This window comes from Bacteroidota bacterium (assembly GCA_040388375.1).
Lineage (GTDB): Bacteria > Bacteroidota > Bacteroidia > UKL13-3 > UKL13-3 > JAAFJM01.
Genome location: JAZKBU010000004.1, coordinates 335,595 through 359,311 on the forward strand (window position 1 = coordinate 335,595; position 23,717 = coordinate 359,311).

The following is a 23,717-nucleotide window of genomic DNA, read 5'->3' on the forward strand; positions in this document are numbered from 1 at the left end:
ACGTTATACATGAACAAAATCCTTCTACTTTTATTTTCACTAGGCTGCTTACAAATAGCTGCACAAACCAACGATGCTGTTGTTATTAAACAATTAACCGAAGAAGTATTAAGCAACGGAAAAGCGTATGGCGATTTGCGCGATTTATGTAAGCAAGTCGGTAATAGAATTAGTGGGAGTCCACAGGCTGAAAAAGCAGTACAGTTAATGTTTAAAAAAATGAAAGCCTATGGTTTTGATTCCGTATGGTTGCAGCCCGTTATGGTTCCCAGGTGGACAAGAGGCAGCAAAAAAACAGAGATTGGTAAAATAGTAAACGAAAACAAACCTTACCAAGTAAATATTCTGGCATTAGGTGGTTCCGTTTCAACACCCAAAAATGGCCTTACTGCAGGTGTTATAGAAGTAAAAAACTTTGAAGAGCTGCATAGCTTAGGCAAAGAAAAAGTACAGGGAAAAATAGTGTTTTTTAACAGACCAATGGACCCTAAACATATTAGTACAGGTGCTGCTTATGGTGGAGCGGTAAACCAACGTGGTCGTGGTGCTTCAGAGGCAGCTAAATTAGGAGCCATTGGTGTGGTGGTACGCAGTATGACATTGGCACACGATGATTTTGCCCATACAGGTGCTATGCATTACAACGATTCATTTCCTAAAATTCCTGCTTGTGCCATCAGTAGTAACGATGCCGACAGGTTAAGTTTAGCCATTAAAAACAGCAAACAAACCCAATTCTATTTTAACCTGAATTGCGCCAATACCATCGATAGTGTTTTAAGTTACAATGTAATTGGGCAAATGAACGGAACCACCAAAGCCAATGAAATTATTCTGGTAGGTGGCCATTTAGATAGTTGGGATGTAGGCGAAGGTGCCCACGATGATGGAGCAGGTTGTGTGCAAAGCATAGAAGTACTGCGATTGTTTAAAACATTACATATTAAAACACAAAGAACCATCAGAGCCGTTTTATTTATGAACGAAGAAAATGGTTTACGCGGAGGCGTAAAATATGCAGCGTTAGCTGCCCAAAATAAAGAGAACCATTATGCAGCCATTGAAACCGATGCAGGTGGATTTGTACCACGAGGTTTTGGCATTAGCGATTCCACTATTTACGCAAGTATCAGCGCCAAAGCCAATTTGTTCAGAGAATATGGATGGGATAAAATAGATTTTGGTGGTGGCGGTGCCGATATTGGCCCCTTAAAAAACAACTGTAAAGCATTGATTGGTTTTACACCCGATTCGCAACGCTATTTTGATTACCACCATACCGAAAACGATGTTTTTGAGCATGTAAACGAAAGAGAATTACATTTGGGAGCCGCAGCCATAGCGAGTTTAGTTTGGCTGTTAAGTAATGAATAAAAGAAAAGGGAAAACCAAAACACTAGTTTATATAAAGTGTTATTAATTTTAATATCTAAGTAACAAAGTATCCTTTAACATTGTAAATAAAATTTTTCTAAAAGATGAGTGCAGAGAAAACAGAAAGCGTATTTAATAAAATTGGAATTGCCATAGCTTTTTCACCCCGTATTGAAGCTATAGTGGCCGAAGCAGCCCAATTACAAAAAGTATTTAATGCCCATTTGGTTTTTATACATATTGGCAAACAAACAGCCGAGCAGGAAAAATATTTGTCAGAGCTGATTAACAATAAAAAAATAGATGCAGCCAATTACCAGGTAATTTGGAAAGACGGAGATACCGTAGATACTATTTTAACCATATGCGATGAGCAAGCCATAGATTTATTAGTAGCAGGTGCTTTAGAAAAAGAAAACCTGATTAAATATTTTATGGGAAGCGTAGCACGTAAACTAAGTCGCAGAGTAAAATGCAGTATGCTTATGTTGACAGAACCAAGTGAAAATCCCACTAATATTAAACACATAGTAGTAGAAGGAGCTGACCATGTTAAAACCAAAAGTACCATTGCCGTGGCTTTTGAATATGCCAAAGCTTACAATGCGCAAACGGTTGATATTATACAAGAAACCGATTTGTCAAAAGCAGCATTAATAAGAAGCGATGAGTTCAAAGAAAACGAAACCGCACAGCATAAAGAACTCCTGATAAAAGAAGAAGACCAAAAATTAGATTACATACTTAGTTGCAACGATTGTGGCAATATAAAAATAAATACAGAGCGTATAGAAGGTAAACCCGGTTATGTAATATCAAAATATGCACGTGAGCACGAAGCCGATTTATTGATATTAAACTCACCTGATAGAAAACTCAATTTAATTGACAGGGTTTTTCCAAACGATATAGAATTTGCTTTGGCCGATTTGCCTTGTAATTTATTGTTGGTTAATGTAAAAGAAGATTAACCGATAACAATAAACCATAAAACAATACCATTTTATAATCACCTAAAATTTACCATAGCTCAATGAAAGCGTTAAATCACCATGAAACAATAAGTTTAGTTTTAAGCTTAGGTATTCTACTTATTGTAGCAAGGCTGGTGGGTGAATTTTTCAGAAAATTTAAAATGCCCCTGGTGGTTGGCGAGTTAGTAGCAGGTATTTGTTTAGGCCCAACATTATTAGGTAAGTATTTTCCCGAGGTAAGTAGTTTTGTGTTAGAAAAACAGAGTAACTCCACCATTGCCTTTAGCGGCATTACCTCTATTTCAGTTATTATGTTACTGTTTGTAGCCGGTATGGAAGTTGATTTATCCCTAATTCGTCAACAAGGTAAAACAGCATTAAAAACAAGTTTATTGGGTTTAGTTATACCTTTAGGTTTAGGTTTTTTAGTAGCATTTAACTACCATCATTTATTTGGCGAAAGCATTAATACAAGTACCCAATTAACCATATTCAGTTTATTTGTAGGAACAGCTATGGCCGTTTCAGCATTACCCGTTATAGCACGTACTTTAATGGATTTAGGTTTATTCAGAACCAAAGTAGGCATGATAATAATAGCCGCAGCCATGTTTGACGATATAATAGGATGGTTATTATTCTCCGTTATTTTAGGTATGCTTAAAACAAGTACTGTTAGCCATGGGTTTGTTTATACCCTTGGTTTAACAATAGCTTATGCAGTAGCTATGCTTACCGTTGGGCGTATAGTTATTAATAAATCCTTGCCTTGGGCACAAAAAAACTTTAGCTGGCCCGGAGGTTTTTTAAGCATATCATTAGGCTTGGCTTTTTTAGGAGCAGCATTTACCGAGTATATAGGCATACATGCCATATTTGGTGCTTTTATTGTCGGTATTGCATTTGGCGATAGTGTGCATTTAACCGAAAAAACCCGCGAAATAGTCAACCAGTTTGTAACCAATATATTTGCGCCCTTATTTTTTGTAGCCATAGGTTTTAAAGTAGACTTTTTTGCCAATTTCGACTGGCAGGTAACAACAGTAGTATTAGTATTAGCTATAGTTTGTAAGCTACTGGGAGCTGGTTTAGGTGCCCTTTGGGGAGGATTAAGCAAAAAGGAAAGTTTAGCAGTGGGTTTTGGTATGAATGCCCGTGGTGCTATGGAAATAATATTGGCCTTATTGGCCTTACAGGCAGGTTTAATAAGCGAAAAGCTATTTGTGGCTATCGTTATTATGGCCGTAGTTACTTCTATTATGGCCGGTCCGGCTTTGCAGTTTTTAATTAAACGTAAAATGGAACAGGATATAGAGCAAAAAGACAAAGAGCAGGAAGGCTTATTTGTTTAATAAAGAAATAAGAAGACATAAAAAAAGCTGCCTCTTTTGAAAGAAGGCAGCTTTTTTATTTATAAAAGATTAAACTTTTGGTTTAACATCTTTGGCATTAGGCCCTTTGTGGGTAATTTCAATTTCAAAACTTACTTTGTCGCCTTCTTTAATAGGAGTGCTCAGCGCATGCGCATGAACAAAAATGCTCTCCTGCGATTTTTCATCCTTTATAAAACCGTAACCTTTTGAGTCGTTATAAAAAGTAACCGTTCCACCACGGATTAATTCCGCAGGCTCAGGAGCTACTTGTTTGGCTACACCAATAAGCATATCCTCTGCATTTACTACACGTCTCTTTTTCGGATCAGGAGGAGTATTGGTAATATTACCATTTTCGTCAACATAAGCCATCATGTCTTCAAGGCTTTGGCCTTTTACTGCATTTGCTTTACGTTCTTCTCTCTTCTCCTCTTTTTCTTTTCTCTTCTTAATTTTTAATTTTTCTTTTTCCTTTTTACTGAATGTTTCTTGTGATTTAGCCATTATGTATTGTTAATTGTGAGTGCCCAAAAATGTTTTTGCAGGGCTTTGGCTTTTATTAAGAAGTTTTAGCTGTGAAAAAAATTAAAGGTTTTCAAAGGTAGCTTTATTAATTCAAATTTTTGCAAAAAATTAAATAGCCGCATTTTTAAACTATTAATTTAACATTAGATAATAGTATAGCAATCAGCGTTTTTATGGGTTAAGCAAATTCATAAATTGCAGTAATCCGCTTAATGGAGCAGGCTATTATACAATTTTTAATAATGGCCGGTGTTGTTTTTTAGGCTGAATAATTACTTTTGATAGCAAGTCTATACACCATGCGTTTTTCGTTTTTCGTTTTTTTTATTTTAACTATTACCCATTTATCGCTGCAGGCAAACCCTGTTTTGTACGATGATGGGAAAGGTTTATCAAACAACCAGATAACCGAAATAATAAAAGACAAAACAGGCATTATGTGGATAGCCACAGAAAGCGGGCTTAATAAATACGATGGCTATACCTTTACCGAAATAAACGAACTAAAAGGATACAGGATTAATACCATATACTTTGATTCCGCTAAAAATGCCCTTTGGATAGGCTGCAATAAAGGATTACATTATTACAACATCAGCACCGGTTTATTAGAGAAAAATATATACCAAACCAATGCTTCAGAAGTAATAAAAATAATAGCTTATAACCAAAGCAAGTACATTGTATTTATGAATGGAACCATTGTACGCATTGGCAGTAATTTATTGAGTAAAGAAGTGTTTTCACTCCTTGCATTGGGTTTGCAAAATGCCACCATTAAAAAATCAATTGCGCATGACCAAAAAGGCAATATTATTTTTACCAGTAATAAGTTCCCCTTTCTTATTAGCTTACAATTAGCTACAGGCAAGTGTGTTATTTTAAAAGAATACCCAAGCCAGAACATAAGCAGCTTAACAAGTGCCAAAGACTATTATGTGATATTGTATAATTCTGGGGGTTATAGAGTACTGCCAACCTCGGTTAAACCAACTGCTGCTACGCTGGCCATACAAAAAAGTCAGGAAGCAACACAGCATATTAAATACCATACCATTTACATAAAAGATAACGAAGTGTATGCCACCCAAAAAGGCTATCATAATTTATACTATTTAGTCGATGGCCAATGGCAAACTATTTCAGCAGGAGCCAATTTTCAGCTAAGTTCAAAAACAATGAACACCATGTACCTTGACGATTTTATGGTATTATGGCTTGGCACCAATAAAGGATTAATAAAAGTACCCTACCAAACCAAATATCCATTTACCTCCATTTTTAGCAGCAATGTATCACCAATTAGTATCAGGCAAATAGTAGAAGCCAAAAACAACGATATGTTTATAGCTACCTATAAAGGCATCTACCAGTACAACACCCTAACCCATTATACAAAAAACATAGTCGATTCCATATTCCCGTTTTACACCAGAGCCATTTGCCTTGACACAGGTAATTATTTGTACGCAGGCACAGAGTCGACAGATCAATACTTTTACCGATACAATATAAAAACAAAAAAGTACGAAGGCGATTTTTATAAATTAAGTCCGTTAGGCGCACAGATAAATTCAGTTTTTAGCATATACCGCGATAAGCATAATACCTATTGGCTGGCTACCGATAAAGGTTTGGCTTCCTACAATCCCAAAGACCGCCTTTTAAAGCTACATATTGCAGGGAAATACAGTATAGGCAGCATTAAGCTATTTTACATCAATGCATCAAAAAATAGCAATAAGTTTTGGGTATGCGGATTAAATGCAGTCTATTTAATAGATATAGACAATGGCGTTAGCAAAGAGTATAAAGCAAATGTCAATAGCAAAACACTCATTCCTGCTGATGATTATATTTTTGTAGCAGAAGATAAAAACCAGATAGTTTGGCTAGGTACAAAAAAATCAGGCTTAATAAAACTAGACTATATACATAACCAATCATTAGTTATCAATAAATCAAAAGGATTATCAAGTAACGAAGTATATGGTTTAATATCAGAAAACCAATCCATAGCATGGGTAAGCACAGCCAATGGCCTATGCCGCTACGACATTCAAAACAATACCTTTACCAATTACTTTATCGACAACGGACTTACCGACAATGAGTTTAATCAAAACGCCTTGTACAAGCATTCGTCAGGCCAGTTTTATTTTGGAGGTATCAATGGCATCAATATTATCAATCCCCGTTTATTTAAACCCCATAACCCGGCATTAGCCATATTTACCGCAAGTATCCACAAGTGGAACCAGTCAGACGAAGTTTTTAAAGAAGTAAAAGACAGCAGTGTTATTTTAATGAAGCCCGATGACCATTTACTCACCTTTACATTTGGTTTAAGTGATTACAATGAAGTAGAAACCAATACCTTTTTTTACAGAATAAAAGGGTTGTATAACGAATGGATTAGTTTAGGTAATCAAAACCAGTTAAGGTTAGAAGGCCTATCCGCAGGAGAGTATATGGTTGAAATTATAGGGTTCAACAGAGCAGGAATGCAAGCAAGTTCAGCCTTATTATACAAAGTAAAACTAGCGCAGGTATATTATAAAACATGGTGGTTTTATGTGCTGTTAGCATGTACCGCAATACTTTTAATTTTTGCGTATTTCAGGTGGCACCTAAATAACATCAACCAAAAGCAACAGCTACGCACACAAATTGCCAGTAACCTGCATGATGAAGTAGGAAGTTTACTGACCAGTATTATTATGTCAACCGATAGTGCCCGTTATAGTTCCTCCAATATAGACGATAAGAATTTAAAGCTCGAAAAAATATCAGCATTAAGCAGAAATGCAACCAATACCATGAGCGATGTATTGTGGAGTATAGATGCCCGAAACGATTATGCCGGAAACCTGACAGACCGCATGAGAGAGCATGCAGAAATGATGCTGTTTCCTTTAAACATTGACTTGGTGTTTGACTTTACAGAAACCCAACAGCAAAAAATAATAAAAGCCGATAAGCGCCAGCAGTTGTATTTAATTTTTAAAGAAGCCATTAATAATATAGCCAAACATAGTCAGGCTACATTTGTAAAAATTATATACAAACAAAAAGGCAATCATTTTGAGCTGGTAATAGAAAATGATTATAAAGCAACACCTGCTGATTTAAATACCAGCAGTGGACAAGGCTTACGTAATATTAAAATGCGGGCTCAAAAAATAAATGCCGAATGTATTATTCTAACCCAAAAAGAAATTTTTACCATAAAAATAACAGGCAAATAAACTACATCTTTATGTAGCTTGTTTAAGATTATTTTAAGTAAAGATTTGTAGCGCAGTAATAAACCCATGAATAAATTGAAACTTGCCATAGTTGAAGACATAGAAGATATCAGAAATGGCCTGAAGGAATACTTTAGCCAGCAAGCAGATATCCAGGATGTAGAAGTGTTTGGCAATATGGAAGACATATTAGAGCGTTTAAAAAATAATTACGAGCCCAATGTAATTTTAAGCGATATAGGCTTGCCCGGCATAGACGGTATAGATGGCATTAAATTAATATCAAAGCTCGTACCCAATACCGATGTAATTATGCTAACCGTTTTTATGGATAGCGATAAAATATTTAATGCATTGTGTGCAGGAGCCACAGGTTATTTATTAAAGGGAACACCAATGCCCGAAATAAAAAAGGCCATATTAGAAATTTACAGAGGAGGAAGTTATATGTCTCCATCCATTGCCCGAAAAGTAGTAGAGCATTTTAAAGTGCCTACCAAAAAAGCAAACTATGTATTAACCGAACGTGAACGCGAAGTAATTAATGGTTTACTGGATGGTTTAAGTTATAAATTAATAGCCGATAGGCTTTTTATTTCCATAGATACCGTACGTTTTCGCATTAAAAGCATTTACAAAAAACTACACGTTAACAGCAAAGCTGAAATCTTATCCAAAGCCTTAAAAGGCGAAATTTGATTGGCTATTATGACACTATTTCTACATGCATATGTAGTTTGCTGGTTTTAATTTTGGGTTAATTTTGGGGTCTTGTTTTTATGTAATTATATAAATTCTAAAACCAGAAAATTAAACGAAAGCCCAATATGAAAATTTTTTACTACAAAAATGTTTTTTCCATGTTTTCAAAAAGAACATTGCGTGTTGCATGTATTCTTTTACTCCATGTCTTATTTTTTAAAGTATCCTATGCACAGGTATATGTGCCTGCAACAGGTTACAATTCCGATCAGGTAGCAGAAGGTATTGGTGCACCAGCTTCATCCACAACTACAGCCACCGACCTTGGAGTCGATAACGGAAACTATGTTTTTATAGATGGAACATATCAGTACAATGCAACATGTGCTTTAGCCACTGCCAATATTCTACCGGCCAATAAATTAATAACAAGTACAGCAGCGCCAGGTCTCGTTTATCAGTTACAGTCATATACAGGTAACAATGCATTGCGAGTTCCGGCTACAGGTACAGGCGTAGGGTCAGCTACCCTTACTTTTGCCACGCCCATGTCAGTAGCTAATTTATACCTATTATGTGTTGCCGGTGGAGGAGCCATTACAAGTGGAGTAGATGTAACTGTAACCTTTACCGATGCAACAACCCAGGTTTTCACCGCACAAACTGCACAAGACTGGTGTAACACCGCATCGTCAGGTAACTATACAAAAATTACAACCACTAATTACAATAGAATACAAACCAACACTACTACTGGATGCGGAAACTACAGTGCTTGCCAATATTTTGCCGAAATGGCTTTAGCTATTAATACTACCAACTATACCAAATTAGTATCTTCAGTAACCATTGCTAAAACAACAACAACCAATGTAATGAACATATATAGTATTGGAGCAGTACCCCCTTGTACTGCCCCTACTGCGCAACCAACTGCGCTTAACTCTACTTCAATCGGTAGCGGAAGTATTACTGCAACTTTTACTGCACCGGCTATACCGCCAACAAATTATTTAGTAGTAAGATACCCACAAGGAACAACAACCATTACAGCTCCCGTAAACGGAACCACCTATACCCTTGGTCAAACAATGGGTTTAGGCAGGGTAGCGGCTATACCAGCTACAAACGCATTTTCAGCCGTTGGTTTAACGCCAAGTACCGGATACGATTTTTATATTTATTCATTCAATGGAGGCTCAAGTTGTTATTACGCAAATTATTTAACAACAAGTCCATTAGCCGGAACCTACACCACAGCGGCCTGTGGCTCATTAACCGGAACAATATCAGTAGGAGCATCAGGAACATACAGCACCTTAACAAGTGCTATTAACGCAGTAAGCACTTCCGGCTTAAGTGGTAATGTATTTATTGAATTACAACCATCCTATAACAGTTCTTTAGAAACCTTTCCAATAGTATTCCCCGAAAACCCTTGCGTATCTTCAACCAAAACCATTACCATCAGACCCGATATTACAGTTTCGTCACCTTTAACCATAACCTCTTCGGCAGCACAAACCTTTTTGTACGATGCAGCCAAATACATTACCATAGATGGAAGACCGGGTGGTGTTGGAACAAGCAGCATGCTTTCCATTATAAATACCAATACAGCTGGTGTTACTGCGCAGTTTATGAACGATGCACAATACAATAAAATTATGTATTGCGATGTACAGGGACAAAACACCAGTTCAACCTCAACCGCACCGTGTGGAGTAATTTATTTCGGTACCACCAGCACCATTCCACTTTTAGGTAACGATAGTAACCAGATTTTAAATTGCGATATACATGCAACAACAACAGGATTTCCTGCCATAGGTATTGCATCATACGGAGCAACTACAACTACAGCAAGCTGGAACGATTATAATATTGTTAGCGATTGTAATATTTACGATTTCTTTAGTGCAACATTGGCAAGCACGGCTGTTAAATTAGATGGTGGAAGTAATGCTTTTACCATAAGCAATAATAAAATATACCAAACAGCTACGCGTACTTTTACTACAGGAAACCAGCACCGTGCCTTTTGGCTTACACCTACAGTTACCGGAGCATGCGGGTTTAAGATTCTTAATAATTATATAGGTGGCAATAACAGTGCAGGTACAGGTACCTGGACCTTAAACGGAGCCGTTGTAACCAATTTTTGGGGTATGGATATCAACCATACAGGAACCATCCCTTCATCAGTACAAGGAAACACCATCACCAATATATCATTAACATCAACCACAACTACCGCCAATGATTTATTCCGTGGTATCAGTACAGGTAATAACGGAAATGTTGATATAGGCACCGTAACAGGTAATACAATAGGTTCTTCAACCGTTGCGGGAGCAATTACTTTAGTTACATCAGGTACAGGTTCTTTTTCATATGGTATAAAAAATGGAAGCACATCAGCATCGTCAGATACCATTAATATATACAACAACACAGTTGCAGGAATTACCGTTTCATCATCAGTGGCTACCAGTGGAGCTAACTTATATGGAATTGCAGCTACCAGTGGTTCCTATACCAATATTTTTAACAATACCGTGGGTAGTATAACTATGCCAAATAGTTTATATTCATCAAACAATGCGACTTCAACACAATCAGTGTACGGTATAAGCGTAGTTGCCGGAATCAGGACCAATATAAACAACAACACAGTAGTTAACATAACCAATAATTATACAGGAACAAGTACCGGGTATTTACGTGGTATAAACTTAACATCATCTACCACATCATTTGTAACCAATAATAAAGTATCCAATTTAGCCAGTAACAGTGCCTATACAAGTTCAGGTACCACATCAGCTGTAATTGGTATTTTAGTAAGTACAGCCAATCCAAGTACCGTAACCGATAATAGAGTTGACTCAATAGTATTGAGCAATGCAACTTCAACGGCAGCATCATACATTGAAGGTTTAGTTATTAGTTTAAATGGAAGTACACCAACAAACGTAATAGCAAGAAACTTTATACATCATTTATACGCTTCAGGAGTTAATCAAAATACCACTTTAGTTGGAATAGATATTATAGGCGGTTCAAACATTATAGCCAATAATATGGTTCAATTAGGAACCTTGCCAAGCGGCTATAATTTTACCAACACAGCAGTAATCAGAGGTATATATTTAAACACCACCACGGCTACCAATCTATACCACAACTCCATTTATATTGGTGGGGATACAGTAGGCTCTACAGTAAAACACTCAGTTGGTTTTTATAGAAATGCCGCTTCAGGTACACACGAGTTTAAAAACAATATAGTATACAATAACCGCTCAAACGTAGGGGTCGGTGGTAAACATTATGTATTATTTTTAAATACAGTTACAGGTTTATCATTAGCCAATAACCTATACTATGGTGCAGGAGTAGGTTATGTTTTTGCAACAGCCAATAACGGTACATCAGATATAGCTACATTTATTTCAGGCTGGTCAGGTGCCGATGTAAACAGCTCTTTTGCAAATCCACAATTTATGAATCCAACCGGAGGTTCAGCAGGTTCAGCATCAGTAGTTGATTTACATATTAACCCAAGCGTAACTACCCCTGTTGAATCAGCAGGAGTATTGCTGGCAAGCATTACCGATGATTATGACGGACAAGCCCGTTCTGCATTTTCACCAACAGATATTGGAGCAGATGCAGGAAACTTCTTATCATTGGGAATGACCATTGATTCAAGTAATGTTGACCAGGTAACCACTATTATCCCAACCGGAACCCAAAACCAGGCTATCATAGCATTGAGAATTCATGCTAACGGAGCAGTTAACCCTATCAACGTATTGTCATTAAAATTCAATACTGCAGGAACAACCAATACAGCCAACATAAGCAATGCACGAGTTTACTATACAGGTTCATCAAATGTATTGAGTACCGCTACCCAATACGGTTCAACAGTAGTTGCACCAAATGGAACATTTTACATTTCAGGAACCAAAGCATTAAGCCCCGGTGTTAACTACTTTTGGTTAACATACGATATTGCTGTTTCAGCAACACCAGGTAATTTCGTTGATGCCAGAGTAGATAGTATAGGTTTAAGTTTAGGTATTAATCCTTCCCTTATCAATGGCGATCCATTTGGCGCACGCACCATAGCAGCATCATTAAATGGAAGTTATAACGTAGGAGCCGGCCAAACATATACAACCATTACCGCAGCTCTGGCAGATTTGAGCGTACTAGGTCTTTCAGGCCCCGTTACATTAAACTTGGTTGATGCCAGCTATGCAACTACTACTGGAGAAACATTCCCAATAAACATCAATACCTATACAGGTATGAGCAATACCAACAAATTAACCATTCAACCCGGGCCGGGTAATGTAGCAACTATTATTTCTGCTAATGCCGGGTCAACTATCAATTTAGATGCTAGTAAATATTTTGTTATAAATGGTATGCAAGGCGGTACAGGAACATCAAGAAGTTTAATTGTACAAAATGATAACGTAGGAGGTTCCGCTTTAAGTTTTATAAACGATGCTACAGCTAATATAATTAAGCACGCTGTATTCAGAGGAGCATCAACCAATTCAACCATTGGTGTGGTAAATTTTGGTACGGGTGTAGTAACCGGAAACGATAGTAATTTAATTGACAACTGCGATATTGCTGATGCAGCCTCACTTCCGGCAACTTTAGTTCAGGGAAGAGGTTCGTTTGATGCATTAACCAAATTCAATAATGATAATGTAATCAGCAATTGTAATTTGTATAATTTCTCAGCTACCTCAGGTGAGACAAATGCTTTTAAAATTTCAAAAGGTAATACCAACTGGACCATTACCAATAATAGTGTATACCAAACAGTACCAAGAGCGTTTAATGTTATACATTATCTAATGAATTGGAATAGAATAGTTGATGGTGGTACCAATGTAGATGATGCTATGGCGCAAGCCTCATTAAACAATATGATTGTTACTAATAACTATATAGGAGGAAGCGCTCCATTATGTGGTGGAACACCGTGGACACAAACAGCCTCAACAGGCCAGTTTAATAGTTATTTCAATGTTGGAAACCAAACAGCCACTACTGTAAAAAACAATACATTTGCTAACTTTAATATCACATCAACATCAGCCTTTACAGGTACACCGGGAGTTTGGAATGCCTTCCAATATATTGGTGGTAAAGTAAATATTGACAGTAATTTAATAGGGTCATTAACAGACAGTAATTCAATTATAATTAATGCAGCCAGTGGAGCCATTGTTTTCCCAATAGCACTTACTGCTAACGTTGCAGGGTCTTACACCGTAAGAGGTAATAAAATTGCCGGTATAAGAGTAAGCGGCTCAGGAACAGCAGCCGTAAATATTTATAGTATATATATTGCTTCAGCAACCAATACCGTTAGTTACCAAATAGACGGTAATATTATAGGAGGAACAGCAGGTATAGCTAATTTAACATCTTCATCTACTACAGCGCAGGTAAATTATGGTATCAATAATATCAGTACCGCTATTTTAACTATTAATAATAATACCATTAGTAATTTAAATAATTACCACAATACAATAGGTAATTCACAAACAATAGGTATACGCACCACTGCAGGTAATAATGCCATTACCAATAATGTTATTAATAGTTTAGCAAACAATTCAGCACAGCTTAGTACAGGTATAAATGCTCCTGTTATCGGTATCTCAATGACATCTGCAACGGCAACCAATACCATTAGCCGCAATAATATAGCCACTATAAACCACAATAATTTAACCGAAGCAACACAAACAATAGGTATTTATTATGCAGGTGCTACAGGCGATATAATTGATCGTAATACCATACATAGTTTTAATACATTATCATCATCAGTTACTGCAAGTCAAATAGGTTTACAAATAGCAGGCGGTACAGCCCGTATTTATAACAATGTTGTTAGATTAGGTGTAGATAGCAATGGATATTCACTGACATCAACACCAATACTGACAGGTATTTTAATTTCAGGTGGAAATGCCAGGGTGATTTATAATACAGTTTACCTAAGTGGTGTTGTGGCAAGTGGTGCAGGTAATACTTTTGCAGTTAGCAGAACAAGTACAGGCAGCGATTCATTATTCAATAATTTATTTATTAATAACCGAATTGGTGGTACGGGAAATCATTATGCCATTAACGCAGGTTCAAATACAGGTTTAACCTCAAACTATAATAACTTTAATACATACTCAACCTATGTAGGCATGTTTGCTTCAGTTAATCAGGCAGCCCTTTTCGATTGGCAAACGGCATCAAGCACAGATGCTAACAGCGCAAGCAAACCGGTATATTTTGTAAATAGTGGTGCCAGTGCTTCCTTTATTGACTTTCATTTAACAGGTACCTCATTAGGCGATTTAGGTTTAATAGCTAAACCTGTTGGAGGTATTACAACCGATTTTGATAATCAAGCCCGCGATTTAACAAAACCATACATGGGTGCTGACGAAAATTTAAGCAATCCACTACCGGTTAAGTTAATTACATTTAGCGCTAACTTACAAAACAAAGATGTTTTATTAACCTGGGCTACTGCTATGGAGCAAAATAACAAAGGGTTTGAATTACAGCGTTCTTTCGATGCAAAAACATTTGAAACAATTGGTTTTGTTAAGGGAAAAGGAAACAGCAATAAGAACGAAAAGTATAGTTTTACAGATGTGAATGTAAAAGCAAGTAATAACAACGTTATTTATTACAGGTTAAAACAAATTGATTACGATGCGCAGTTTACTTACAGCCCAGTAGTTAAAATAAGTACAGAAGAGCAACAAGCGCTATTTAATGTATCAGGTTATCCTAATCCAATAAAAGACGAGTACTATGTAAGCATAAATGCAGTTAATAATGCAAATGTTACCTTGCAGTTATTCGATTTGCAAGGTAAAGTAGTATTGTCTCAATCATTGGTTTTAACAAAAGGAACCAACGTAGTAAAAGTAGATAATATAGATAAAATGCAATTAGGCGTTTATTTATTACACCTAACTATGAATGGCGAAACCCAAATAATAAAAGTAGTAAAGAATTAATCAAGTAGAATATTTGTTTAATTTTCAATCCCTGATAGCGATATGTTATCAGGGATTTTTTGTAATGAAGCCGGAGTTCACTAGCAACCACTACTTTTAAAAGGTGTTTATTGATTGAAAGTAAAAAGCACTTGTAATTGGCCGTAAATGATTCTCCTTTTAGTTCTAAAATAAACAATGTTATTCAACGGAAAAACCAGGCTTATTAACAAGGACTACTCTCCAACCATCAGGATCAGCTATAGTGATGCCATTAGCCAACCAATAACTATTTTCAGGCTCAACTATAGGGTAATCCATTTGAGTTAACCTGTCAACGTATAAATCCCTGTCAGTTGATGTGTTAAAATACAATACTAGCAAATTATCTTTTGTAGGTGCCGGACATGGACTACCATGAATGTGTTGTGTAAATTCCAAATGAACGCTTGCATCAGGCATACCCAACATAATTCCATTATAGCCATCATGATTAGTAAATGAACCAATTTCATTAAAAAGCAACCCATCTTTATAAAAACGAGTAAGTGCGTCTAGTTGATTAGTAGGGCGGGCAATACGTATTTGAGAAATTGGAAAAGTCATTGGTTACAAAAGTTAAGCTACAAATAAATGCAACAAAATTATAAACCAATAAAAGAAATAAGAGCAGTTTAGAAAGAACCAATAATTAATTTTTGGCTGTATACTTTATTACCATCAGTAAATTGTATAAAGTACAATCCATTTTGGAATCCGCTTAAATCAATTTTTTGAATTGTATTGCTTGGCAACTCATAAGTATTATACTCTTTACCTGTTATGTCAGTTATACTAACTTTAAATGAGGGGTGTACAGAAGTAAGTTCAATATTAACTATTCCTTTGCTTGGGTTAGGATATACAAGCACACTGCTATTCAACTCATATGTATTGCTAATACTGCTCGAGTTAATCTTTTTCAAATGAAATAAAAATGAGCTGGTAACATCAATCGTATCATCGTTGGTATAGGCAATTACTTTCCATTTAATTGCTAAAGAGTCTGTAAATGTAACACCATTATCAGCTAGCATTAATTCCAAGCTTTCATTGTCTAACATAATAACGGTATCCTGTCCATTATTACCAGCATCAAGGCTCATAATAGGAGCCGTAAAAGTGCCGGTAGGAAAATCAAAATATACCTTATAGAGCGCATTGCTTAAAGAGCTTTGCCATGAAAATGGAATAGACTTAACATCCTGTTCTTTCCATTCAATTTTTTCATTGTTTGCAGGTTGTAACAGTCCAAAACTTTGCAGTTCACGATTTCTGGTAAAAGTTATTTCATTTGCCTCTATAGATTGGAGTGAGTCACTAGAACCTTGGTAAGCATAAACAAACCAGTTTAAAGTAACAGAATTGCCTTTTTTAACATGGTTTAAGGCCAACAATTCATCTATAAACGAAACAGATAATTGAAGCGAAGTATCCTGATTGGTAATATAACTATATAAAGGCACAGCAGCATTATTGCCGGTTAATACAAATTTATACGTATCGAAAAAGGCCGATTTATTCCATGAAAAAGGAATAGAGTCAGTGCTATTGGTTTTTACGGTAGTAGTAAAATTATTAGCCGGGTAACTTAAGTTAAAAGCCTGTAAAGGATATTTAATAGCAATATTTAATTGTTTGTTTTGGTTTGCTGGCAATGAGTCCTTATCAATATTAGTGGCAGAAACGCTCCATTTTACAATACCCTCTTTTAAGTAACTATTACTTAAAATCGTGTTTACTAAAGTATTTTCAAAGAAAGAAGCATCTAAAGTTAGCGTGGTATCCATACCACTGTTATCAGAAAGCATGGTTAATAATCTGCCATTTATGTCAAAAGTACACGAATAATTATTGCTGAATAAAGATTTGGTCCAGTTAAAAACAATAGGATCTTCACTACCTGATACAAAAGAAAAAGTAGAAAGATTACTTGGTTCCGATAAAGAAAATTCTGTCTGTTTAAACTTGAATGAAATGTTCCTTGTTTGATTCGCTATCAGCGAATCATCTGTTGAGCGGAAAGCATAAACAGTCCAAAGTAATGCTACCGCATTACTGCCCTTATCAAAATAACCAGCTTCAGAAAGTATATTTTGTAAAGCCATTAGATTGATGTTAACCGAGGTGTCAGAACCCGAATGATTTGACATTATAGAAACAGGAGGAACATCAATTGATTGGTTAGCACTTGAAAATACACACTTATAAGTTATGCCCCAATTTTTTGATTTATTCCATGTAAATAAATAGGATGGGTTTAATTTTAAATCAATAGTTGTATTGTTATAGTTTAACGGAGTCAATAAGTCAAAAGCACCATTGTGTGAGTTTCTAATGAAAGTAACCGTATACGTTTGCGATGCCTTAAGCGAATCATTAGCAAGATAGGCATATACAGTCCATTTTAAATTAATAGAATCGCCTGTTTTAACATTTAAGTTTAATAATATATCATCAATCTGAGAAGACAATAAAGTTACTTTATAATCAGAACCATTATCGTCAGCAGCAAATACAGCTATAGGGCTGGTAAAGTTGCCATTTTCTCTATCTAATTTAAATTTAAAAGTAACACCTGTTTGAGAGCCTGAACTTCCCCACACAAAAACCTTGGAAGAGTAGTTTGTGTTTTGAATAGCTATTGTACTGTTATTGGCAGGTAACGATAAACTAAATGCCTTCAATGAAGTTAAGTTATACATAGAATCCATCCAGTTAATACGTGTGCTTAACCAATCCTTTAAATATTCTACTTCGTTAGCATACGAACCCCTTATGGCCGGATTAGGCCATACCAGCGTATTTAAAATAGGCCAAACCCTGAAGTTTTCTTTTTGAGAGTTTTCCAAGCCATTAGCTACGCTATCAGCAAAAGCAATCAAGGTTTCAATTTTACTTGTTTTGAGTGAGTTCCAGCGTACTTTAACTTTTTCTACAAATGCGGGATCATTAAAAAGTCGGCTAATCCAAGGTGCATTTTTTATCCACCAACCTGTCGGATTATCATTGCCATTATAGTTAATATTACCACCAGCTATATCAAAATCCCATACCGGGCCCATGCATAATTTGCTGTTTCTGTCTTTATACATATATACACTGCTATAAAAAATGGCATCATTATTTTTAAATAGTTCATTAATTAAATACCAGTCAACAAAAGTTTGCGTTTTTATAAAATTAGCATAGCCTGAAGTAGTATCGGCAAAATTGGCCCCGTACAGCGTATCTTCAGTTTGCTGTATAAAGTCTTTAAGGTAATTAAATTGGAGTGAATCAACAGAATCAGGAGAGTTGAAACAGATAGGAACACCAGTGTTAGTTCTGAACCAAAAATCTTCGCCTAACCTTTCATCAACCTCTAGAAGGTAACCGCCCGTAATGTTAGGAGTAGTAAGATCCGTTATTTTAAGTTCTTTTATATTTAATCGATTACTTGAAACCTTTATTTGCTCGCAAAGACTGTAGTTTCCTACATATTCCCCATTTATAACCAATTCAACAAATTGTGAGCGTGGCGTATAAGCCATAGAAAACCTGTTGCTGCATTCAAAAGCCAGATAGTTACGCATAAGCGTTTTATCAGAGTAATTGGCTAAAAGAACCCAATCTTTGTCTGAAGGCATTCCCAATAAACTGGCCTTTGTATTCAACTTAACTTTGTAAGGCTTTTTAGGCATTGACCAGGTTGAATTTCCCCTGCCTCTTACTTGCAATGGGGCATTAAACACACCAACACTAATATATTGGTTAGGGAATATTTTAATATTCCCATTTAAATAATTATCCTTAGATATAATAGGATCTCCGTTTTCGGTATTTATGTATACTACTGGTAAGCCCGTATAAACAAGTTTTACTATATATGTTTTTACTGCAATACCTCCATACCAAAGAGTATAGGTTATAGGGCTTATAAAATTGTTTGCAGAAATTTCGCTTTGCTGAGTTATACTGTTAGCTAAAATACTATCAGTGCTTTCAGTTGTAAAAGAGGCTTTTAAAGAGTTAAGATTGGTATTATAAGGAATAATACCAATGATTAAACTATCGTCAAATATAGTACAGTTAATATTCTCAAATAAAACCGAATTGTGAATTACTTCAAATTTAAAAGAAGTTAGTTTGGGGGTTTCACTAAAACTATGTGCTTGAAAAATAAATAGATTAACCAAAAGCAAAAAGCAATGGGCATATTTTTTAGCGAAAAAATGTCTTAGGGTCTGCATGCTGCAAAAGTGCATTAAAATTTTTAATTTAAAATTAATTTAACAGTTTGTTAAGTTTAATTTAAGAATTAAAAGCTATTGTTTTGGACGGTTTTCGTGTAAAAAGCCAATAATAAAAGCCTAAGTGACTGATTGTAAAACGATAGTGATAATATGCAAAAAGGCACTAAATGTGTAAAAACAAGCCTATTTCAATTGTAATTGAATAGGCAGGCATTAAAAAGAGAGTAGTTTAATTAAAAAACCGTCCTTATTTACCAAAAGCATTTTTTCCCATATCCAAAAACTCAACAAAGGCTGCTTCGTCCGTATCGTAAAAACGTGGACCCGAAAGTTGCTTTTCGTTACCGTCAATTACAATGTATTGAGGTTGAGCAGAGAAATTGTATTTAGATATTTGTAAATCCTGATTTTGTTCCCCAATAGTTTTTTTAACTTTTCCATCCCTTTTGCTGGTATACCATTCGTTTTCTGCTAATTCTTTACGCTCATCTGCATAAAGAGATACAATGATAAAATCGTTTTGTAATCGTTTTAATACCTCCGGCTTCGCCCAAACATATTCTTCCATTTTTCTGCAATTAACACAGGCATGACCTGTAAAATCAACAAATATGGGTTTCCCAGTTGCTTTCGATGCTGCCAATGCTTCTTTATAATCAAAGTATCCAGTTAAACCGTGTGGTAAATGCAGAAAATCATTGTGCTTGGCTGTAATTACTTTATTATTTTGTGTTTGATAGTTTGAATGTGAATTATCAGCTCCTAAAATAAAATCTTGTGTTTGCATTGGAGGTAATAAACCCGAAAGTGCTTTTAATGGTGCACCAAATAACCCAGGAATCATATATACCGCAAAACAAAAAGAAAGACAAGCCAATAAAAAACGAGGCACACTTACAAAAGGTAGATCACTATCATGGCTGAATTTTATTTTGCCCAGTAAATACATACCCAATAAAAAGGCAATTACTATCCAAATGGTTAAATAAATCTCCCTGTCCAATATTCCCCAATGGTAAACAACATCAGCAGTTGAAAGGAATTTAAAAGCAAAAGCAATTTCAATAAAACCTAAAACCACCTTTACCGAGTTTAACCAGCCACCGCTTTTAGGTAAATTTTGCAACCAACTTGGAAATACTGCAAATAATGTAAAAGGTAAAGCTAAGCCAAAACCAAATGAAGCCATGCCTAACAAAGGTTTTAAAAATTTTCCTCCTACTGCTTCAATTAATAAACTGCCTACAACCGGTCCTGTACAGCTAAAGGAAACCAATGCTAATGTGAATGCCATAAAGAAAATACCGGCAAAATTACCCATGCTGCTTTTTGAATCTACTTTATTTACAAAAGCATGAGGTAATGTAATTTCAAACATACCTAAGAAAGAAGCGGCAAAAACTAAGAAAATTACAAAGAAAAGAATATTAGGTAACCAATGCGTACTAAGCCAATTTCCAAAATCAGGCCCTAAACCAAAAAATGCAAATACCAAACCTAACGATGCATATATACCTATAATAGACAAACCAAAAGTAAAAGCACGTTGAATTCCTTCAGCTCTGGTGCTGCTTTTTTTAGTAAAAAAGCTAACTGTCATGGGTAACATAGGGAAAACACATGGAGTAACTACAGCTATTAATCCGCCCAAAAAAGCAATGATTAAAAAGCTTAAAAAGCCGGCTTCTTTTGGTTTTGTATTAGTACCTTTTTTTACGGTAGTTATATTAGAGTCCGCTTTTGTAATGGTTTTATTAGAATCAACAGGGGCTGAAATAGATGCTTCTTTAACAGGTTGACTTACAGTTTCAGTCGGTGTTTCGTTGGCAGCTGCACTAACCTGTAAATCTTTCAATTCATACTCTTGTTCATAAGGAGGCATGCACATACCCGTAACCTCAGAACATTCCTGGAAATAAATTTTAACTTTAACTTTTGGTTTAGCCGAAAGCAATTTAATTTTTTGAATAAACTTAGCAGTGCCTTTCATGGTACTTACCGTGCCTGGCCAAACCTCTTCGTAATGTTTATGGCTACCAATGGGTTTGGTTTTACCGACTAACTGGTACGATTTGTCTTTAGCCCATGTGAATTCAGCAACTTGAGGTCCTAAATTGGTATCCATATCATTGCTGTACATATACCAGTCTTTTGCTATAACACTGGTTAAAATAACCTCAACTTCATCACCAATTTTAGCTTCCGTTTTATTACTTGTTATTTTCCATACAGGATCCTTTTTTAACTGTGCAAACAAAGGCTGCAAGCCTAAAAAGGTCAATAAAAATAAAATAAAAAAAGATTTATTTTGTTGAATGCTCATAGTTGTAAAAGTATGCTTTTGCATGAAAAGCAAATGTATAAGTATTTTGTAAAACGCAAACATGAATAAATACTTAAAATGTAATTGACATTACAATGGACGTATATTTTCGTAAACAGATGGTAATAAATGTTGGCAAAGGCTTGGCTAACTAATTAGTTAAAAATAATGTAGATATTACTTTTGTTAATTGCGTTTATTAAAAAGAATGAAAAATTTTTTTGTAGTTATTTTTTGTGTTTGGTGTACTATATGCCAAGCGCAGTCCAATGTAAAAGTCAAATTAACGGTAGAACAGTATATTGAAAAATATGCACCTATAGCTATTGACGAAATGTACCGTAGCCATATTCCGGCTAGTATTACCTTAGCACAGGGTATTTTAGAAAGTGGGAACGGAAACAGTCGTTTGTCAACCGATGCCAATAACCATTTTGGTATAAAATGTAAAAATACCTGGACAGGCAAAACCATTTACGAAGACGATGATGCTCCGCAAGAGTGCTTTAGAAAATACGATGCGGCTATTGATAGCTACCGCGATCACTCCGATTTTTTGATGAATAATAAGCGTTATGCTTTTTTGTTCGATTTAGAAATTAAAGATTATAAAGCCTGGGCTTTTGGTTTGAAAAAAGCGGGCTATGCTACCAACCCACAATACCCCGAATTGCTTATTTCATTTATTGAAAAGCATAGTTTACATAAATATGATGGGACTAAAATAAGCGAAGAAGAGCAAAAAGAGCTTAACGAACAAAAAGCGGAAGTAGTTAAAACCTATGGTAAAGAATTTATGGTTAATGAGGTGCCAGCCATTACTGCCAAGGCAAATGAGAGTTTTGCCCAAATTGCATTGAATTATGACATAAAAGTGTTTCAACTGTATAAGTATAACGATTTGCAAAAAGATGATGAATGCCACGAAGGAGATACCATTTACCTAAAACACAAACGCAACAAAGCATTGGTTGATACCTATGTTTTTGCTAAAAACGATAACATGCATAAAATATCGCAACGTTTTGCTATTAAATTAGAGAGGTTGTTAGACCGGAATAATTTAGTATTGAATCAGCAACCGGCAATTGGTCAGGTTATTTACCTCAATAATAAACGCCCGAATACTCTGGTAATGGCCGATACATCTATTCAGCGGGATGTGGTAGAAATTGTAAAAACCGAAATAAAACCAAATGAGGTTAAAGTGGATACCATTGTGATGAATGAAAAAGTGTATGAAGATCCTAAAAAAAATATAGAAACCATGTTTCCAAGTAATGAAAATACATTGAGCTACTTTGATACATTGGAAGAAAAGAAAGCAGAATTATCGTTTTTTCATACGGTGCAGGCTGGCGAGACCCTGTACAGCATTGCTAAAAAATACAATATAAAAGTAGATGCCTTACAGTTTTTAAATGCTTTAAAAAACAATACCATTGAAGTAGGCCAAAAATTAATAATAAACCCAAATTTACCAACTGCCGATACCAAAGAACCACAACCGGTTCCGGGTTACCATATTGTTCGCCATGGAGAAACCCTGTTTTCAATTGCAAAAATGTATAATATTTCTGTAAGCGATTTAAAGGCGCTCAACACTTTAACTGGTAACGATATAAAAATAGACCAGCAGTTAACCGTTGTGCCTGTTAAAAAGCAAGTTGAACAAAGCAAAGACAGCGAGAATACAGAAGCATTTTACCACACGGTGGAAAAAGGAGAAACCCTTTTCGGCATCAGTCGAAAATACAATGTACCCATTATAGAATTAAAAAAATTAAACAGCACTGGTTTAAATCAATTGAACGAAGGGCAGAAAATTCGAATCAGATAAAAATTAATTTTACAGAACATGCAACTAATATTCAT

11 protein-coding genes are annotated in these 23,717 nt (G+C 35.6%); 7 read left to right on the forward strand and 4 right to left on the reverse strand.

Going from position 1 to position 23,717, the window contains the following annotated elements; genetic code table 11:
* The first annotated feature begins 9 nt into the window (after nucleotides 1-9).
* The 3 genes from V4538_07205 to V4538_07215 all read left to right on the forward strand — a co-directional run bounded on the left by V4538_07205 (nucleotide 10) and on the right by V4538_07215 (nucleotide 3,700).
* Nucleotides 10-1,374 (forward strand): M28 family peptidase, encoded by a 1,365-nt coding sequence (locus tag V4538_07205; GenBank protein ID MES2380811.1) that lies wholly within the window; start codon nucleotides 10-12, stop codon nucleotides 1,372-1,374.
* A 104-nt stretch (nucleotides 1,375-1,478) separates the two neighbouring features.
* Entirely contained in the window at nucleotides 1,479-2,345 is an 867-nt protein-coding gene (locus tag V4538_07210; GenBank protein MES2380812.1) for a universal stress protein, read from the forward strand.
* 62 nt (nucleotides 2,346-2,407) lie between these two features.
* Entirely contained in the window at nucleotides 2,408-3,700 is a 1,293-nt protein-coding gene (locus V4538_07215; GenBank protein ID MES2380813.1) for a cation:proton antiporter, read from the forward strand.
* Between the two features lie 69 nt (nucleotides 3,701-3,769).
* Here V4538_07215 and V4538_07220 read toward each other — a convergent pair whose 3' ends face one another.
* On the reverse strand, nucleotides 3,770-4,225 hold the full coding sequence (locus V4538_07220; protein ID MES2380814.1) for a cold shock domain-containing protein: 456 nt from the start codon (nucleotides 4,223-4,225) through the stop codon (nucleotides 3,770-3,772).
* A gap of 299 nt (nucleotides 4,226-4,524) precedes the next feature.
* Here V4538_07220 and V4538_07225 point away from each other — a divergent pair, with 299 nt between their 5' ends.
* From V4538_07225 to V4538_07235, 3 genes are all read left to right on the forward strand, one after another.
* Nucleotides 4,525-7,494, forward strand: a complete 2,970-nt coding sequence (locus tag V4538_07225; protein MES2380815.1) for a two-component regulator propeller domain-containing protein — start codon at nucleotides 4,525-4,527, stop codon at nucleotides 7,492-7,494.
* Nucleotides 7,495-7,560: 66 nt separating this feature from the next.
* The gene (locus V4538_07230; protein ID MES2380816.1) at nucleotides 7,561-8,193 is read left to right on the forward strand and encodes a response regulator transcription factor; all 633 of its coding nucleotides are present in this window, start codon (nucleotides 7,561-7,563) and stop codon (nucleotides 8,191-8,193) included.
* A gap of 128 nt (nucleotides 8,194-8,321) precedes the next feature.
* On the forward strand, nucleotides 8,322-15,266 hold the full coding sequence (locus V4538_07235) for a BNR-repeat neuraminidase N-terminal domain-containing protein (protein MES2380817.1): 6,945 nt from the start codon (nucleotides 8,322-8,324) through the stop codon (nucleotides 15,264-15,266).
* A gap of 180 nt (nucleotides 15,267-15,446) precedes the next feature.
* Here V4538_07235 and V4538_07240 read toward each other — a convergent pair whose 3' ends face one another.
* From V4538_07240 to V4538_07250, 3 genes are all read right to left on the reverse strand, one after another.
* Nucleotides 15,447-15,851 (reverse strand): VOC family protein, encoded by a 405-nt coding sequence (locus tag V4538_07240; protein MES2380818.1) that lies wholly within the window; start codon nucleotides 15,849-15,851, stop codon nucleotides 15,447-15,449.
* A gap of 68 nt (nucleotides 15,852-15,919) precedes the next feature.
* Complete coding sequence (locus tag V4538_07245; GenBank protein ID MES2380819.1) at nucleotides 15,920-19,516, reverse strand: CotH kinase family protein; 3,597 nt, start codon at nucleotides 19,514-19,516, stop codon at nucleotides 15,920-15,922.
* Nucleotides 19,517-19,766: 250 nt separating this feature from the next.
* Nucleotides 19,767-21,842, reverse strand: a complete 2,076-nt coding sequence (locus tag V4538_07250) for a cytochrome c biogenesis protein CcdA (GenBank protein MES2380820.1) — start codon at nucleotides 21,840-21,842, stop codon at nucleotides 19,767-19,769.
* Nucleotides 21,843-22,050: 208 nt separating this feature from the next.
* Between V4538_07250 and V4538_07255 the strand changes: the two genes are divergently transcribed.
* Nucleotides 22,051-23,682 (forward strand): LysM peptidoglycan-binding domain-containing protein, encoded by a 1,632-nt coding sequence (locus tag V4538_07255; GenBank protein MES2380821.1) that lies wholly within the window; start codon nucleotides 22,051-22,053, stop codon nucleotides 23,680-23,682.
* Nucleotides 23,683-23,717 lie beyond the last annotated feature (35 nt).

Excerpts from the sequence above, each read along its gene's own strand:
- V4538_07235 (MES2380817.1), top strand. The coding sequence starts at position 8,322 with ATGAAAATTTTTTACTACAAAAATGTTTTTTCCATGTTTTCAAAAAGA.
- V4538_07255 (MES2380821.1), top strand. The coding sequence starts at position 22,051 with ATGAAAAATTTTTTTGTAGTTATTTTTTGTGTTTGGTGTACTATATGC.
- V4538_07220 (MES2380814.1), bottom strand. The coding sequence starts at position 4,225 with ATGGCTAAATCACAAGAAACATTCAGTAAAAAGGAAAAAGAAAAATTA.
- V4538_07205 (MES2380811.1), top strand. The coding sequence starts at position 10 with ATGAACAAAATCCTTCTACTTTTATTTTCACTAGGCTGCTTACAAATA.
- V4538_07250 (MES2380820.1), bottom strand. The coding sequence starts at position 21,842 with ATGAGCATTCAACAAAATAAATCTTTTTTTATTTTATTTTTATTGACC.
- V4538_07230 (MES2380816.1), top strand. The coding sequence starts at position 7,561 with ATGAATAAATTGAAACTTGCCATAGTTGAAGACATAGAAGATATCAGA.
- V4538_07215 (MES2380813.1), top strand. The coding sequence starts at position 2,408 with ATGAAAGCGTTAAATCACCATGAAACAATAAGTTTAGTTTTAAGCTTA.
- V4538_07210 (MES2380812.1), top strand. The coding sequence starts at position 1,479 with ATGAGTGCAGAGAAAACAGAAAGCGTATTTAATAAAATTGGAATTGCC.
- V4538_07240 (MES2380818.1), bottom strand. The coding sequence starts at position 15,851 with ATGACTTTTCCAATTTCTCAAATACGTATTGCCCGCCCTACTAATCAA.
- V4538_07245 (MES2380819.1), bottom strand. The coding sequence starts at position 19,516 with ATGCAGACCCTAAGACATTTTTTCGCTAAAAAATATGCCCATTGCTTT.